Annotated in this window: 15 protein-coding genes; 10 read left to right on the top strand and 5 right to left on the bottom strand. The window is 39.3% G+C overall.

The features are described 5' to 3' along the window. Positions 1 to 45: 45 nt before the first annotated feature. From ACFOSE_RS03640 to ACFOSE_RS03665, 6 genes are all read left to right on the top strand, one after another. Positions 46 to 273, top strand: a complete 228-nt coding sequence (locus ACFOSE_RS03640; RefSeq protein WP_380430638.1) for a DUF4059 family protein — start codon at positions 46 to 48, stop codon at positions 271 to 273. A 62-nt stretch (positions 274 to 335) separates the two neighbouring features. Beyond that, the gene (gene trxB, locus ACFOSE_RS03645) at positions 336 to 1250 is read left to right on the top strand and encodes a thioredoxin-disulfide reductase (RefSeq protein ID WP_380430641.1); all 915 of its coding nucleotides are present in this window, start codon (positions 336 to 338) and stop codon (positions 1248 to 1250) included. A gap of 126 nt (positions 1251 to 1376) precedes the next feature. Next, on the top strand, positions 1377 to 2834 hold the full coding sequence (locus tag ACFOSE_RS03650; protein WP_380430644.1) for a nicotinate phosphoribosyltransferase: 1458 nt from the start codon (positions 1377 to 1379) through the stop codon (positions 2832 to 2834). An 11-nt stretch (positions 2835 to 2845) separates the two neighbouring features. Then, positions 2846 to 3670, top strand: a complete 825-nt coding sequence (gene nadE / locus ACFOSE_RS03655) for an ammonia-dependent NAD(+) synthetase (RefSeq protein WP_380430647.1) — start codon at positions 2846 to 2848, stop codon at positions 3668 to 3670. A 78-nt stretch (positions 3671 to 3748) separates the two neighbouring features. Beyond that, on the top strand, positions 3749 to 4441 hold the full coding sequence (locus ACFOSE_RS03660) for a LexA family transcriptional regulator (protein ID WP_380430650.1): 693 nt from the start codon (positions 3749 to 3751) through the stop codon (positions 4439 to 4441). Between the two features lie 192 nt (positions 4442 to 4633). Next, positions 4634 to 4840, top strand: a complete 207-nt coding sequence (locus tag ACFOSE_RS03665; RefSeq protein ID WP_380430653.1) for a bacteriocin — start codon at positions 4634 to 4636, stop codon at positions 4838 to 4840. 75 nt (positions 4841 to 4915) lie between these two features. Here the strand turns inward: ACFOSE_RS03665 and ACFOSE_RS03670 are convergent, their stop codons facing one another. Then, positions 4916 to 7195 carry a Xaa-Pro dipeptidyl-peptidase gene (locus ACFOSE_RS03670; protein ID WP_380430655.1) on the bottom strand — a complete coding sequence of 760 codons (2280 nt, stop codon included), beginning with the start codon at positions 7193 to 7195 and terminating at the stop codon, positions 4916 to 4918. Positions 7196 to 7387: 192 nt separating this feature from the next. Between ACFOSE_RS03670 and gla the strand changes: the two genes are divergently transcribed. Further along, positions 7388 to 8194 (top strand): aquaglyceroporin Gla, encoded by an 807-nt coding sequence (gla, locus tag ACFOSE_RS03675; protein ID WP_380430781.1) that lies wholly within the window; start codon positions 7388 to 7390, stop codon positions 8192 to 8194. A gap of 44 nt (positions 8195 to 8238) precedes the next feature. Here the strand turns inward: gla and ACFOSE_RS03680 are convergent, their stop codons facing one another. Continuing rightward, positions 8239 to 9120, bottom strand: coding sequence for a sodium:solute symporter (locus ACFOSE_RS03680; protein ID WP_380430658.1), 882 nt, complete (start codon positions 9118 to 9120; stop codon positions 8239 to 8241). Between the two features lie 112 nt (positions 9121 to 9232). Between ACFOSE_RS03680 and ACFOSE_RS03685 the strand changes: the two genes are divergently transcribed. Genes ACFOSE_RS03685 through ACFOSE_RS03695 form a run of 3 tightly spaced genes read left to right on the top strand, consistent with a single transcriptional unit; the run spans position 9233 to position 11423 of the window. Beyond that, a complete protein-coding gene (locus ACFOSE_RS03685) occupies positions 9233 to 9985 on the top strand; it encodes a CppA N-terminal domain-containing protein (RefSeq protein ID WP_380430661.1) in 753 nt (250 codons plus the stop codon). After that, positions 9982 to 10914 (top strand): serine hydrolase domain-containing protein, encoded by a 933-nt coding sequence (locus ACFOSE_RS03690; protein ID WP_380430663.1) that lies wholly within the window; start codon positions 9982 to 9984, stop codon positions 10912 to 10914. Before ACFOSE_RS03685 ends, ACFOSE_RS03690 begins: the two co-directional genes overlap by 4 nt. A gap of 11 nt (positions 10915 to 10925) precedes the next feature. Then, the gene (locus ACFOSE_RS03695; protein ID WP_380430666.1) at positions 10926 to 11423 is read left to right on the top strand and encodes a DUF1697 domain-containing protein; all 498 of its coding nucleotides are present in this window, start codon (positions 10926 to 10928) and stop codon (positions 11421 to 11423) included. A gap of 52 nt (positions 11424 to 11475) precedes the next feature. Here the strand turns inward: ACFOSE_RS03695 and ACFOSE_RS03700 are convergent, their stop codons facing one another. The 3 genes from ACFOSE_RS03700 to pflB all read right to left on the bottom strand — a co-directional run bounded on the left by ACFOSE_RS03700 (position 11476) and on the right by pflB (position 15511). Then, positions 11476 to 11910 carry a GNAT family N-acetyltransferase gene (locus tag ACFOSE_RS03700; RefSeq protein WP_380430669.1) on the bottom strand — a complete coding sequence of 145 codons (435 nt, stop codon included), beginning with the start codon at positions 11908 to 11910 and terminating at the stop codon, positions 11476 to 11478. Between the two features lie 172 nt (positions 11911 to 12082). Then, positions 12083 to 12745, bottom strand: a complete 663-nt coding sequence (locus ACFOSE_RS03705) for an alpha/beta fold hydrolase (RefSeq protein WP_380430784.1) — start codon at positions 12743 to 12745, stop codon at positions 12083 to 12085. 438 nt (positions 12746 to 13183) lie between these two features. Next, positions 13184 to 15511 (bottom strand): formate C-acetyltransferase, encoded by a 2328-nt coding sequence (gene pflB, locus ACFOSE_RS03710; protein WP_380430671.1) that lies wholly within the window; start codon positions 15509 to 15511, stop codon positions 13184 to 13186. Positions 15512 to 15576 lie beyond the last annotated feature (65 nt).

Below are 15576 nucleotides of genomic sequence, written 5' to 3' on the forward strand. Positions count from 1 at the left end.
TGGTTAACCAGACGAGTAATTATTTTCAAACGAAGAAGGATAATCATGTTAACAACCATTTTTAAGTTCTATTTGCAAGGACTATTTCTCGCTCTGATTTTCGTTATTTTAGCTGTTATTTTTTGGATATCCTATCGTGCTTTAAAGCTTAAGGATAAAACGGTCAGTGAGCGTCAAAATACTCTGTACGATGGTATTATGATGGCTCTTATTTCAATTCCTGTCCTATCATTTGCTTTCATGGCTATTATTCTTATAATCAAGTCATCTTGATTGACCATTGTTGACTTTTGGAGTAAACTAAGGATACTAAGATACGAAAAAAGGAGAGAAATATGTATGATGCACTTATTATTGGTTCAGGACCAGCAGGTATGACCGCAGCTCTCTATGCTGGACGCAGTAATCTCAAGGTGGGGATTATTGAACAGGGAGCTCCAGGTGGCCAAATGAATAATACTTCGGATATTGAAAATTATCCTGGTTTTGAAGCCATCTCCGGACCGGAGCTATCTATGAAAATGTATGAACCTCTGGAAAAATTTGGAGTAGAAAATATTTATGGAATTGTTGAAAGGGTTGAGGATCACGGCGATTTTAAACGTGTTTTGACCAGCGATGAATATTATGATGCTAAAACAATTATTTTGGCAACAGGTGCTAAACATCGACTAGTAGGTGTCCCTGGTGAAGAAGAATTTAATAGTCGCGGTGTCTCTTACTGTGCTGTTTGTGATGGAGCTTTCTTCCGCGGACAAGATCTTTTGGTTGTGGGCGGTGGTGATTCTGCTGTTGAGGAAGCCATTTATCTCACCCAATTTGCTAATAAGGTAACCATCGTCCACCGTCGCGATGAATTGCGTGCCCAAAAGATTTTACAGGATCGTGCTTTTGCTAATGAAAAAATTGATTTTATCTGGGATTCTGTTGTACAAGAAATCAAGGGTGACGATGTCAAGGTCAGAAGTGTCGACATAAAAAATGTTAAAACAAAAGAGGTGACCAACCATGAATTTGGCGGTGTCTTCGTCTATGTCGGTCTCGATCCTGTATCAGAAATGGTGACAGATTTAGGCATTACAAATGAAACTGGCTGGATCATTACCGATAAAGATATGAAAACTAGTCTTGATGGTATCTATGCTATCGGTGATATCCGCCAAAAAGATTTGCGCCAAATCACTACAGCTGTCGGCGACGGTGCAGTAGCAGGTCAGCAGGTCTATAAGTACATTACAGAACACGCTTAGTGGATGACTCAATCTTACTAAGCCAGAACAATAGGAATATTTTTTAAAGCTGGACTTAGTTTTCCAGCTTTTTTATATCCTTCTTTAATTATGTTATAATAGTCACAAATTTAAAGGAGACCATTCATGTACCAAGATGATAGTTTAACACTACATACCGATTTATATCAAATCAATATGATGCAGGTCTATTTTGACCAAGGCATCCACAATAAAAAGGCCGTTTTTGAGGTTTTCTTCCGCAAGGAGCCCTTTGCCAATGGCTATGCTATTTTTGCAGGCTTAGAAAGAATTATCAATTATCTTGAAAATCTACATTTTTCAGAAACGGATTTAGCCTACCTGAAAGACTTGGGTTACCCAGAAGATTTTCTAATTTATTTGGAGAATTTGGAACTAAGTCTTAGCGTCAAATCAGCCCAAGAAGGGGATTTAGTCTTTGCCAATGAACCGATTGTACAGATTGAAGGACCACTAGCCCAGTGTCAGTTAGTGGAAACAGCTATCTTAAATATTGTAAATTACCAGACCTTAATTGCGACCAAAGCAGCTCGTATTAGGTCTGTTATCAATGATGAGCCTCTGCTAGAATTTGGGACACGCCGAGCACAGGAACTAGACGCTGCTATTTGGGGAACGCGTGCAGCTGTAATCGGCGGCGCTAATGCGACCTCAAATGTGCGGGCTGGTAAAATATTTGATATTCCAGTATCAGGGACTCATGCTCACGCTCTAGTTCAAGCCTATGGTAACGACTACGATGCCTTCATGGCCTATGCAGGAACGCATAAGGACTGTGTTTTTCTAGTGGATACTTACGATACCCTACGCTTGGGTGTACCTGCAGCTATTCGTGTAGCCAAGGACTTGGGTGATAAAATCAATTTCTTGGGTGTTCGTTTGGATTCTGGCGACTTGGCCTACCTCTCTAAAAAGGTGCGCAAACAGCTGGATGAAGCTGGTTTTACCGATGCGCACATTTATGCTTCAAATGATTTAGATGAAAACACAATTTTGAATCTCAAAATGCAAAGGGCTAAGATTGATGTTTGGGGTGTCGGCACCAAGCTGATTACCGCTTATGATCAACCTGCTCTCGGAGCAGTCTATAAAATTGTTTCACTAGAAAATGATGAAGGCCAGATGCAAAATACTATCAAACTGTCCAATAATGCTGAGAAAGTCTCTACTCCGGGTAAAAAGCAGGTTTGGCGAATTACCAGCTGTAAGAAGGGTAAGTCGGAAGGGGATTATATCACCTATCATGATGTTGATGTCAATGAATTTGAAGAGTTGCACATGTTCCATCCGACTTACACCTATATCAATAAGACTGTCAAAAATTTTGAAGCTGTTCCGCTGCTGGTTGATATTTTTGACCAAGGGCGTTTGGTTTATAAGCAACCGAGCCTAAATGAAATAAGAGAATATGCCAAAGCCGAATTGGATGATCTCTGGGATGAATATAAGCGTGTGCTTAACCCTCAGGATTATCCGGTCGATCTGGCACCGGACGTCTGGCAGGATAAGATGGACTTGATTGCTCAAATGCGTCAAAAAGCTAATCAGACAGAGAATTTTTAAGGAGTAACCTTATGACTCTACAAGAAAAAATTATTAAAGAATTAGGGGTTAAGCCCGTCATTGATGCTAAAACAGAAATCAGACGTTCGGTAACCTTTCTCAAGGACTATATGCTTAAACATCGTTTTTTGAAAACGTATATTTTGGGCATTTCAGGTGGTCAAGATTCTAGTCTAGCTGGACGTCTAGCTCAAATAGCAATCCAAGAATTGCGGGATCAAACTGGTGATGAAGACTATCGGTTCATCGCTATTCGCCTTCCTTATGGGGTTCAAGCGGATGAAGAAGATGCGCAACGAGCTCTGGCTTTTATCAATCCTGATATTTCGCTGACTATCAATATCAAGGAAGCTGTTGATGGTCAGGTTGCTGAATTAGCTAAAGCAGGAGTGGCTGTATCTGATTTTAATAAGGGAAATATTAAAGCTCGCCAGCGTATGATTACACAATATGCTGTTGCTGGCGAAAGGCAAGGAGCTGTCATCGGTACGGATCATGCAGCAGAAAATATCACGGGCTTCTTTACCAAGTTTGGTGATGGTGGTGCCGATATCTTACCACTTTATCGTCTCAATAAACGCCAAGGGAAGCAGCTCTTAGCAGAGTTAAGGGCTGATAAGCAGCTCTATGAAAAAATTCCAACAGCTGACTTGGAAGAAAATAAACCAGGTATTGCTGATGAAGTTGCCCTTGGAGTCACCTACAAGGATATTGATGACTATCTTGAAGGAAAGACAATTAGCCCAGAAGCCCAAGAAAAAATTGAAGCTTGGTGGTACAAGGGTGAGCACAAGCGTCATCTTCCTATCACGGTCTTTGACGACTTTTGGAAATAATAAGAAAATCTCCTTGATGAATGTTTTGTTATGTGTTATACTAACAGTAAGTTAAAAAACTAACCAAGGAGGTTTTTTATGTTTTCAGCAGCCAAATTAAAAAAACGCCGACAAGAACTGGAGATGTCACAAGCAGATCTCGCCCGCCTTTTAGGGATTTCCAGACCTTCTTACTTCAACTGGGAAAACGGTAATACCAAGCCAAATCAGAAAAATTGGGACAAACTCAGTCAAATTTTGAAGGTCAGCCCATCATATTTCTTATCTGAACATGAAATTGTTGAGACTTATGTCCAACTCAATAAGGCTAATAAGAGAAAAACGCTGGATTTTGCTCACCATCTTTTAGCGGATCAAGGGAAGGTTAAATCAGAGTCTGGTAAGAAGCTCTATGCTTATAAAGTCTTTGAGCGTTTATCAGCTGGTACAGGTTACACCTATTTTAATGATGGTAATTATGATGAGGTTTTTTATGATGAAGAGCTGGATCATGATTTTGCTTCATGGGTTTTTGGAAATTCAATGGAGCCAACCTATCTCAACGGTGAGGTTGTCCTGATTAAACAAACCGGTTTCGATTATGATGGCGCTGTTTATGCTGTTGATTGGGATGGACAAACCTATATTAAGCGTGTTTATCGAGAAGAAGAGGGTCTGCGACTTGTTTCTATTAATAAACAATATGCTGATAAATTTGCTCCCTACGATGAAGAACCACGTATCGTTGGAAAAATCGTTGGTAATTTTATGCCAATTGAAGCTCAAGCTTAAAGCCTTTAACTAAAATATAAATTATTTTCATTTGAAAGAAAAATGACAAACTAATTTTAGAGTTTTTCATTCTTCTAACGCAGTAGTTAAAGTTCACTTACTTTCAGGTTTTGGGTTTACAACTACGTCTTAAGCATTTACAATGGCCTTGTTAGCTTGGAAAAGTTAACAAAAAAGAAAGGGGTGTTTATTATGACACAATCAATTAAGGAATTCACTACGATAGATGCGGATATGCTGATGGCCGTTGAAGGCGGTAAATACTACGGTAATGGTGTATATTCTGATCCCTATAATGGTGTTCAAGTAGATTGGGGGCGGACAATTGTTTCTATTGGGAACAATTCAACAGCCAACCTACTTACTGGTGGAAATGCCGGCTGGAATTCTCGATATTAACTGCTTGACTGATATTAGATATTAGCATCTACCTATAAGTTAAAAGCCTTGGGGGCCATTTGGCCCCCAAGGCTTTTAACTTATAACAGGAAGCAATAATTGGGATGCTGCTAAATCAACTCTTAATTGGTAGGGGCTGTTATCACGAATGGTATGTTCAAAATCGGTGGTATAAAGCAGGAGACGGAGCTGATCGCCCTTGAATAGTCTGTAGATGGTTGGCTGTAGATCTAAGGTTAGAGTCATCCATTCATCAGGCACAATTTCTTCAATTTTGAGTGGTCCCTGACGATTTTGTAGATTGAGAACAGCCTTGCTAATTAGGCGATAAGGGGTTTCGGTGAAAGGAAGCTCCGAGCAATTCTCAAGCGCATAAAGGCGACCATTGTCGATGCCTTTGGCGACCTGAACGCTAGGGACATCCTTATGACGCTTTTTCTTACCATAGTCTAAGAGCTGAGCTGAGAGGATACCTTTGGCAAGGGAAGATTTTACTTTTAAGATCAGGCGCGGACGCCCGTTTAAATGCAAGGCCTCATTAAGCTTTAAATCAATGGTAATCTGATTAGCCTTACCATCATAGAGGTGGGCTTTAAAAATTTTATAGTCTTGGCTGTAACTCTCAAATAGTTCTTCTGTATACTGGTTTGGAATACTTTCTTGGTTTTCCCCTAGCTCAAAAGCATAGTAATGCTCACTACCAAATTGCCCTAGGATTTGCCAGGTTTGCTCTTGGCTATTGTCCTGCCAAATGATCTCTGGCAACTCATATCCATTATCTTGTCCGAGAAGTTTTTTACTCAAGAGGGCGTTCATACTTTCACGGAAATCAATGGACTGCCAGTTGTTCATGTAAACGTGCATTCCGTTGTGGAAGAAGAGGTGTTTTTTAACTTGTTCAGGTAGGGCTCTAAACATCTGATAGGCATGAATAGGTTTGACATTCCAGTCCTGACTGCCGTGAGTTATGACTACTTCAGTTTTGACCTTGTCGGCGTGGACAAGATAATTACGGTCATGCCAGAATTGGTTATAATCGCCTGTTTCACGTTCTAACTCATCACTTTGTTTTTGGAGGAAGGCCTGATAGGCTTTGTTGCTGCGAAGATATTCACCAGCGGATAGATTGCGAGAATAGGTGTACTCTGTGAGCACATCCAAATCTTCACCAGGGTAGCCACCAGGGCTTGAAACTAAGCCGTTTTCACGGTAGTAATCATACCAAGAAGAAATGCCAGCTTCGGCAATGATGACTTCCAAGCCCTCAGCTGCAGTCGTAGCAAGAGCATTGGACATGGTACCTAGGTAAGATAGCCCTGTGCTTACTACCTTGCCTGAAGCCCAATCAGCCTTAACCTGTTTTTGGCGCTTAGGGCTGGTATAGGCGTTTGCTCTACCATTAAGCCAGTCAATGACAGCGCGGAATCCCTTGACTTGTTGGTAATCTCCGCTGGTCATAAAGCCTTGAGAAGCTAGCGTCCCCAAGCCAGATACATAGATGTTAGCAAAGCCACGCGCCAGTAAATAATCGTTAAGTGTATAGTTGGTAATCTGAGTGAAGGTTTCTGTTGCTGGGCTTTCAGGGACCTTTGTTGGCTCATAACTCGGTTCGGATATAGCTTTGTCTAAGATATGAATATGTTTAGATTCTTTGTAGCTTAATTGCTTCTCCATCTTATGCATTTTCTTATCATTGGCGACAGGATTGGTTCCTTGATGATAGGGACTGGCTGTCATGGCGACAGGTAGGGCTTGAATAGCCCTTGGTCGTAAGATATGAACACGAATCAGATCCTTTTGCCCGTCAAGATCACTATCTACATCGGTCTCAACATAGACAACCTCACGGATTAAATTAGAGGTATCAAAGGTTGCTAGACTCTTACCATTAAAATAATGATGTTGATTATCTACGGGTATGATTTCCTGACTAATCAAGCGATCAAGCAAGGTCATTCCTGATTTTTGACGTGTGGCTAGGAGTTGGTGGAGATTGAGCAGGAACTCATCGGGATTATAGACAATAGGGAAACGACTCTTGGCAACAAAGGTCTGGCCATCAGTAAAATCAACGTTTGGGATAAAGCCCAGAAGCTGCAGAGCAATGGTATCAAATTCTTCCTTTGTTAAAGCCCTATCCGATTGAAAAAAAGTTAACAGATCTGTCTCAAAATCAGCAATCATGTTAGATACTGGAAAGTCCTTATCTTGATATTGAAAAAGAATGTGACGGACAAAGATTTCCAGATTCTTTTTGTTTGTATTTTGGGGATTAAGATCAAATCCCAATGCCCATAATTCCTTCTCGGCAGTTTTTAAGGATACTGGAATATAGCTAAATTGGTTGTATTTCATAAATGACCTCACTAGTAAACGTTTTAATTTCAATAATTCCTTTACTTTATTTATTATACTTGATAAAATGGTAACTGTCTAAATTGTTGTAATCAGAAAGGATTTTCTAGACGAATGAATGATTTTTTTAAAGAAGCGTTAGCGCAGGAATGGCTAACCAAGTATATTACCGAAGTTATTGCGACAGCTCTCATGGTTTTACTCGGTAACGGTGCTGTTGCCAATGTTGAGCTTAAAGGTACTAAAGGTCGTGCTTCAGGTTGGCTCGTCATTGGCTTTGGTTATGGTTTTGCCGTAATGATGCCAGCCTTGATGTTTGGTAGTGTTTCGGGTAATCATATAAACCCTGCCTTCACCTTGGGCTTGGCTGTATCAGGTCTGTTTGACTGGACCTATGTTCCAGGTTATCTCATTGCTCAATTTGTTGGAGCCTTTATCGGCCAAAGTCTTGTTGTTTTGGGGCACATCCCTTATTTCAGACAAACGGATAATCCTAACAATATCCTCGGTTCATTCTCAACCATCCCAGCTATTGATGATGGTACGGAAGAAAGCCGTCGACCAGCTCTTATCAATGGTTTTATTAATGAATTTATCGGTTCCTTCGTTCTCTTCTTTGGTGCGATGGCCCTTACTAAAAATTACTTTGGTTCAGAAATACTTAAACCAATGGCTGAACAATATGGTCTATCAGTAGATGAATTTATTGAACAAGCTGGTGGACAAGTTTCATTACTGACTTCTGGCTCCCTATCAGTTGCCCATATAGGTATTGGTTTCCTCGTTGCCGCTCTCGTTATTTCACTCGGCGGACCTACAGGCCCAGCCTTGAATCCAGCTCGTGACCTCTCACCGCGTTTGCTCCACCACTTATTACCAGAAACAGTTCTTGGTGAAAATAAAGGGGACTCTAAATGGTGGTATGCCTGGGTACCGGTAGTTGCTCCCATTCTTGCATCTATCGTAGCTGTGGCTCTATTCAAAACCATCTTTATGTAATGAATGATAATGCAAAACCAAGCTTGCTGACCAAGCTTGGTTTTTTAGATTTTTTTAATCAATGATGCGCGGATGAGCATGATACCTGTAAAAATGACGATGCCGACGACTAATGTCTTTAATGTATTAAGATTAATACTGGTCAAAAAGCGAACCGCAATAAGGACACCAATCACCCCACCGACTGCTAGTCCAGCATAACCAGTCCAATTGACACGATTAGCCTTGATAAATTGACTACTGGAAGCTGTCATAATCATAGCCGCATCAAGCATCATTACGGGCATAGCAATAGTAGGGCTGAGTCCCATCAGTGAAAAGAAAATGAGTTCAGGAGCGTAGTTTCCAAGCCCCATAGTCATAAGAACACCAATGATGAAATTAAAGATAACCCCGACCAGCAACCAAATGCCATGCAGACCGTGGACATTGTCAGAGAGATTGGCCCCAGGATTTGTTATCATGCGATAAAGCATGATCATAGCTGCCACAATCAGTAGCAGTCCCAAAATGAGCTGGACTAGTCTTTCGTTCCACCCTTTTGTCAGACGGGTTCCAAAAAGTGCCCCCATAAAAGAAGCACCAGCCATTAATAATAGAGTCAGCGGTTCAACCTTGACAACCAAGATAAAACAAAGCGCCTGAACCATAACTGGAATAACATGAGCTGTATTCATAGTACCGGGGAGTTTACTGTCATCTTCATTGAGTTTGGTGATTTTAAAAAGGGTAGTTGTCGTAGCAAAGGAACCAATCCCCAAAGTGTCCAACATATCAGTGACCATACCAATCCACAATCCTGTGAAAAAGCGTTTAAAAATATTGATTTTATGCCGCCGAATATGAAAAAAAAGTTCAAGAATAATAAGAACCATGGCAATGATCAAAGTTGCCTGAATTACATGTAAAATAGTTGTTTCATTCATATACCTAGTTTACAGAAAAAAAAGACAATAGTAAATAGTTTTGTTTAAAGCATACAATTATTTGTAAATTTGGAATTTTTTAACTAAAATGGAAGAAGTTAGGAGATACATTATGACAATTTTTGAAGGCATTAGATTATTATCCCCTGTTATCCGTGTTAATAATCGTGAGCACAATATCAATTTTTATTGTAAGGTCTTAGGACTAAAAATCTTGAAGGAAGAAAATGCTGAAGTTTTCTTCTGCGCTTATCATAATCCATCTATTCTTTTTACTATTGAAGAATCCCCATCGATGCGTGCTCGTGCTGTTGAGGGGCCTAAAAAGCTTAATTATCTCTATATTAAAGCAGCGAAAGCCGAAGAAATCGAGGCTTTATTGGCTACTAATATTTCCTTTTCGCGTCTTTTTAAGGGAGAAAAGGGCTATGCTTTTGAAGTTATCTCTCCTGAAAAGGATGTCATTCTACTGCACGCAGAAGATGACAGGAGTAGCCTCCAAGAAATTTCCGGTCAAAATTTGACTTTTAGAGCTCTTGAAGGCTTTAAAGGTTTGTCTGATTATCAGATAGATAAGCTTGTTTTAAATGTCGAGGATCTAGCCCAATCTAAATCCTTTTACCAAAATCTTCAGGGACTTTCTTTTTTACCAAACTTTCAAGAAGCTCAAGGACCAGATTTAAAAGTCACTCCGGATACAACTTGGGATATTGAGATTATTAATTACAAGATCCCTGAAAATTACAACTTATCTGTTTTAAAAGAATATTTTGAGGCTAGAAATATTGAAGTGTATATGGATAAGGCTCAGAAAGTTTTAGTTATTTCAGACCCTAGTCAGATTGAATTATGGTTTAGTAAATGAAACATATTATTGAAAAAATCAAGGAACAAATTGAGGCTGACATCTATCCCGGTGCCAGCCTTGCCCTTTTTAATAATGAGTGGCAGGAATATTATTTTGGGACTCAGGATGAAAGAAGAGCTGTGACTCAAGGTTTAATTTATGACCTAGCCAGTGTTTCAAAGGTTGTCGGTGTGGGAACTGTCTGTATTTTTTTGATCAATAAGGGGATTATTGAATTAGACAGTCCCTTAAAGGTTTATTATCCAGACTTTCATGATGTTAGTGTTACCCTGCGTCAACTCTTGACACACAGCAGTGGCATTGATCCCTATATTCCTAATCGTGATAACCTATCGGATCAGGAGCTAAAAGCTGCTATCAACAATATCAAGGTAGGCTCTGACAGATCATTTAAATATACTGATATCAATTTTCTCTTACTTGGATTTATGCTGGAGGTGATTTTTAATCAGTCGCTTGATAGAATTTTGAAAGAACAGATTTTTAATCCCTTTGGTATGTTAGAAACCTGTTTTGGCCCCGTTGAGAATGCCGTTCCGACAGTTCAAGGAGTGACTGCAGGAACAGTCCATGATCCTAAGGCACGTCTTTTAAGGCATCATGCTGGATCGGCAGGCTTATTTTCAACCGTGACAGATTTAGAAATCTTTTGTCAACGCTATCTCAAGGATGATTTTTCATCCCAATTAACAGAAAATTATTCTAGGAGTAATAAGGCACGGTCTTTGGCCTGGGATTTGGATGGTGACTGGTTGCTACACACGGGCTATACGGGAACCTTTATTCTAGTCAACATTCTCCAGCAAAAGGCCGCTATTTTCTTATCTAATCGGACTTACAAAAAAGATGATCGTGCTCAATGGATAGTGGACCGAGATGAACTGATTAAGGTAATTGAAGAAAGTTTACTAGAGGAGCAGACATAAGATAAGTCCAGTTGTTAAGAGACATCAATATTGGAGATAAACGTAAGGCTGTAATGACTGGTCTCAAACAGCTCATTGGTTCAGGCTGTCAGGATGTCGTTACCTACATCAAAAACAGGGGCAATCTTTTCTTTGATTCAGAACGTCCGCTGTCAGTTTTAAAAGAATCATTTACCGCCCTTTTCGAGAAACACTATCCTTTTGTAAAATCCTTTGTCTTATTAAGCCAAATCGACTATCAAAAAGATGCCGACCGTTTGCCGGCATGGTGGGAGGAGAACTTGGCGCGAAAGGATGTCCTTTTCTATTCAGACAAGGTGGATCGGTCCTTTCTGGAAGACAGGATTGCTCAGCTTCCGTTGACCGCTGATGAACTTGTCCATTTTGGTAAGTCTGCGGTTTTTTGGGGTAAAAAAGATGAGAAAAATTACCTCAAGACAGCCTACCATAAATACCTTCTTAAAGAACCTTTTTATAAAGATATTACGATCCGTAATGGAAAGACCTAGGTCAAAATCGGAGAATTAGTGACAGTTTAAAAAGCGGCAAAAATTCCGCTTTTTATAATCTTTTTTTCATATGAATATGCTGGATACCGGCTTCTTCAAAGAGGTCTCCAAAGTTGCTGTAACCTAATTTTTGGTAAAAAGTCTGAGCGCTTACTTGTGCATGCAGACTAATCTCCTCGTAGCCTAATTCTTTGGCGAACTGACTGGCTTCCTTTAATAATTGGCTTCCAAGCGCCTGTCCTTGGTAATCAGGAAGGACAGCCATTCGTTGAAGGAGAACTTGCTGATCATTTTGAGGCAGAAGCCGGCAGGTTGCCAAAGGTCTGTCCTGATCATCATAGAGAACGAAATGGATGCAGAGCGCCTCGTTTTCGTCAATTTCAATTTTTAAGGGAACACCCTGTCCTTCAACAAATACGAGGTTCCGAATTTTGAGAGCGTCCAGATAGACGGGAGATAGAGTATCGCGTGTGTTTTTAATTATCATAATATGGCTATTGTATCTAAACTGAAAAATTTTTACAAGCCATAAAATTCAAAAGCTTCTTGATCATCAAGTTTTTGGATTGATAAATTAATCATAAAAGCGAACAAAGCTAGTTTTCTGACACTCAGAATTCTATTTTATTCACTTTTTATATTAAAGTTGGACTTTTGTCCTAGCCTCTGTTTAGAAATACTTCGATTATTTTTAAATAGTTATCGTCAAATAAGGGATCACCATGAGCACCACTTTCTATCCAAATAACTTCAGGATTTTTCATTAAATTCAGTAAAGCTATTTGGGCTTCCTTTGGGAAAAAGTCATTTTCAGGGAAAATCAACAGTGTCTTACTATCCAAAAAATCAAAATCAGTTGATTGACAATTTTCACTACCGAAAAGATTTAATAAAAGATACCCCATATTCATCACAGTTTCTTTGGAGCAATCTTTATATAGTTTATTAACAGAGAATTCAATTAAGCTCTTCTTTTGCTTTGTTTCATTCCTATTTGTAAGATTTTTAATAGATTTTTTTATAATCATTTTTCGTACTAGTTTAAAAGGTAAGATTTTAGCAGAAATAATGGAGAGTTTAAATATGAACTTGTATTTTTTTAAAGAAAGCTTTGTCTCAGAAGTTAATCCAGCTCCTGAGATTAAAACGAGTTTATCTACATACTCCGGAAAATTTTTCGTAAATAACTGCGCGAGTAAGGTTCCATATGAAATACCAATAAAAGTAGCTTTATTAATACAAAGTTTATCCATCAGCTCTTTTATTGCATTTACTTGCTCGCTATTCGTAGGTAAGTTATCAGGAAAAGGAAAAGTTAGAATTTGAAATTTTTTTCAAAGAAATTGATATATTCAAACCAAGCCTCAGAAATCCCCATTCCGCCATCTAGGAAAATTAATGTCCGTTTCCCTTCACCGCATAGCAGATAGCGAAACAAAGTATTAGATACCTTTAACTCTTTATATTCATGCGTATTGATAAAATGACTTATCTTTTGTGAAACATTTAGATTATTCAATCAAAAACTCTCCTTTTGTCAAATTGTTTTTGGCTTTTTTTCTCTTCCAAGGCCAAACTGGAGGTAGGTGTCCGATATCCCCATAAAAGTCATTAACCATATGCTTTTAGTTAACTTCAAAAAAGTATTCTTATTACTTTAAATATAAAGAAAGAGAGAACAAACTGTTCTCTCTAAATCTTAGCCTTTCATCACCTTGCTACTACAGCTTTTGACGAAAGAGCCTTACCTTTAATTGATATTAATGACCAGATAACTCACGAGCTGCGTCATCCATTGAAAGCACTTCGTGGAAAACACGCTGTGTTAATTCAGTCTTTTGTTCTGGTGTTAGATACTTGGTATTGACACAGTAACCAGAGATACGAACGATAACGTCTTCCCCATTCATAATCTTATCATAGACATCCTTGAGATCCATGACATTCAAGTTAACGTGTTGGCCACCGTTTTCAAAATAACCATCAAGAATTGTTACCAAGTTATCAACTTGTTCATCATGAGTTTTACCGAGAGCACGTGGTGATACCTGAGTTGTCAATGAAATGCCATCAGCAGCATAACCGAAATCAAGACTAGCTAGAGAGTTCAAGTTTTGCAACCAGCCCCCTTTAGCTTTGTTCGATGGGTTTGCACCTGGTGAGAAGAACTCAAGTTTAGACAAGTTAACTGAACCATCTTCGTTGAGGTAGACTCCTTTATGAACCGGAGAGTTACCAGTTTGTTTAGAGTAGGCTACATTTGAAGTGATTGTGAGAAGTGAAACCGTTGCTTCAGCATTCTTGTAGAGTTTGTGACTACGTAGACGAGTTGTGTAAGCTTCAATCAACCATTCGGCTAATTCGTTTGAACGAGGATCATCTTCGCCCCAACGTGGGTAATCACCAATTGTTTCATAATCGTAGATATAGCCATCTTCGTCACGGATAGGTTTCACTGTAGCATATTTGATAGCTGATAAAGTATCAACAGTGTTAGCGAAGCCACAGATACCGAATCCCATATTAGCACGTTGATGTGTTGGTAAGAAGGCCATTTGAACAGCTTCATAGTTGTATTTATCAGTCATGTAATGAATGATATTAAGAGCATCTACGTAAGTAGCTGTCAACCAATCAAGCGATTTTTCGAAGTTAGCTTTAACTTCATCAAAGTTAAGGATATCAGTTGTAATAGGATCAATATCAAAGACTTTATAATCTTTATGAACATCATCGTAACCACCATTAAGACCTGTTAGGAGCGCCTTAAGAACATTAACACGTGCACCGAAGTACTGGATATTGTGACGTTGTTCTTCATTTTCAGGGTCGAGCGGTGATACACAACATGAGATACATGACATTTCACCATAGCCGTCTTTAGCCATTGTTGTTACACCTTCATATTGAATTGAAGAGTGTTTATGGCTCATGTGCATACAGTAGTGACGGAAAGCATAAGGTAATTTGTCAGTCCAAAGAACAGTCAAATTTGGTTCAGGAGAGTTACCGATATTATCTAGGGTATTTAGGAAACGGTAGTCCATCTTGGTAACACGATGACGACCATCAGCCCCCATACCAGCCATAGAAGTTGTGATAAAGGTTGGATCCCCTGAATAGAGTTCATCATAAGCTTTGGTACGGGCGAATTTCACTGTGCGCAACTTCATAACGAAGTCATCGACAAATTCTTGGATTTCTGATTCGGTGTAAGTACCACGAGCCAAGTCACGTTCTGCATAAACATCAAGAACGATAGGTACACGTCCAAGAGAAGTAGCAGCCCCATTGATAACACGACATACAGCCATGAAAGCAATGTTAGTCCATTGGATGGCTTCTTTAGTATCGTAAGCAGGACGACGAACATCTACACCATAGAGGTCACCAAGTTTAACTACATCTTGAAGAGCTTGATATTGCAGGTTCACTTCTTCACGAAGACGAATAGATTCTTCATCAATTTCAGTGATAGCATTCCAGTCATTCACCTTTTCCTGCATCAGATAGTCAGCTCCATAAAGCGCCAAACGTGTATACACTCCGATGATACGCCCGCGTGAATAAGCATCTGGCAAACCAGTTACAGTATGCGCATGGCGAGCACGACGGATGTTAGAAGTGTAAGCACGGAAGATACCATCATTAACAGTTGTTACATATTTTGTAAAGATTTCATGAACAGCTGGATCTGGTTCATAACCATGCTCTTTCAAAGCAGTTTCCGCCATGCGGATACCACCTTTTGGCATAAAATTCAATTTGAAGAGTTGATCATTTTGAATACCATAAATTAACTCTTGGTCTTTATCAATGTAACCTGCATCAATATCAGAGATTGAAGTAGGACGAGTATCCATTGGGAAACGCCCTTCAGCTTCATAACCAGCCTTGGTTTCATCAACAAGTTTTTTGATGTGCAAGGTGCGGTCAGTTGGTCCGGCTAAGAAACTTTCATCACCATCATAAGGCTTGTAGTTATCCTGAACAAAACGTGAGATACTTGCCTTTTCTTTCCAGTCAGTTCCTTTAAAACCTTCCCAAGCTTTTTCAAAGACATCAGTATTGGTTTTTACAGTAGCCATAATAAAATTCTCCTAATATTCTAGCAACAGTCTATCTGTTACAATTTACACTATAATATTAGCAT

It is taken from the genome of Streptococcus dentapri, assembly GCF_042649885.1.
In the GTDB taxonomy this organism is placed as follows: domain Bacteria; phylum Bacillota; class Bacilli; order Lactobacillales; family Streptococcaceae; genus Streptococcus; species Streptococcus dentapri.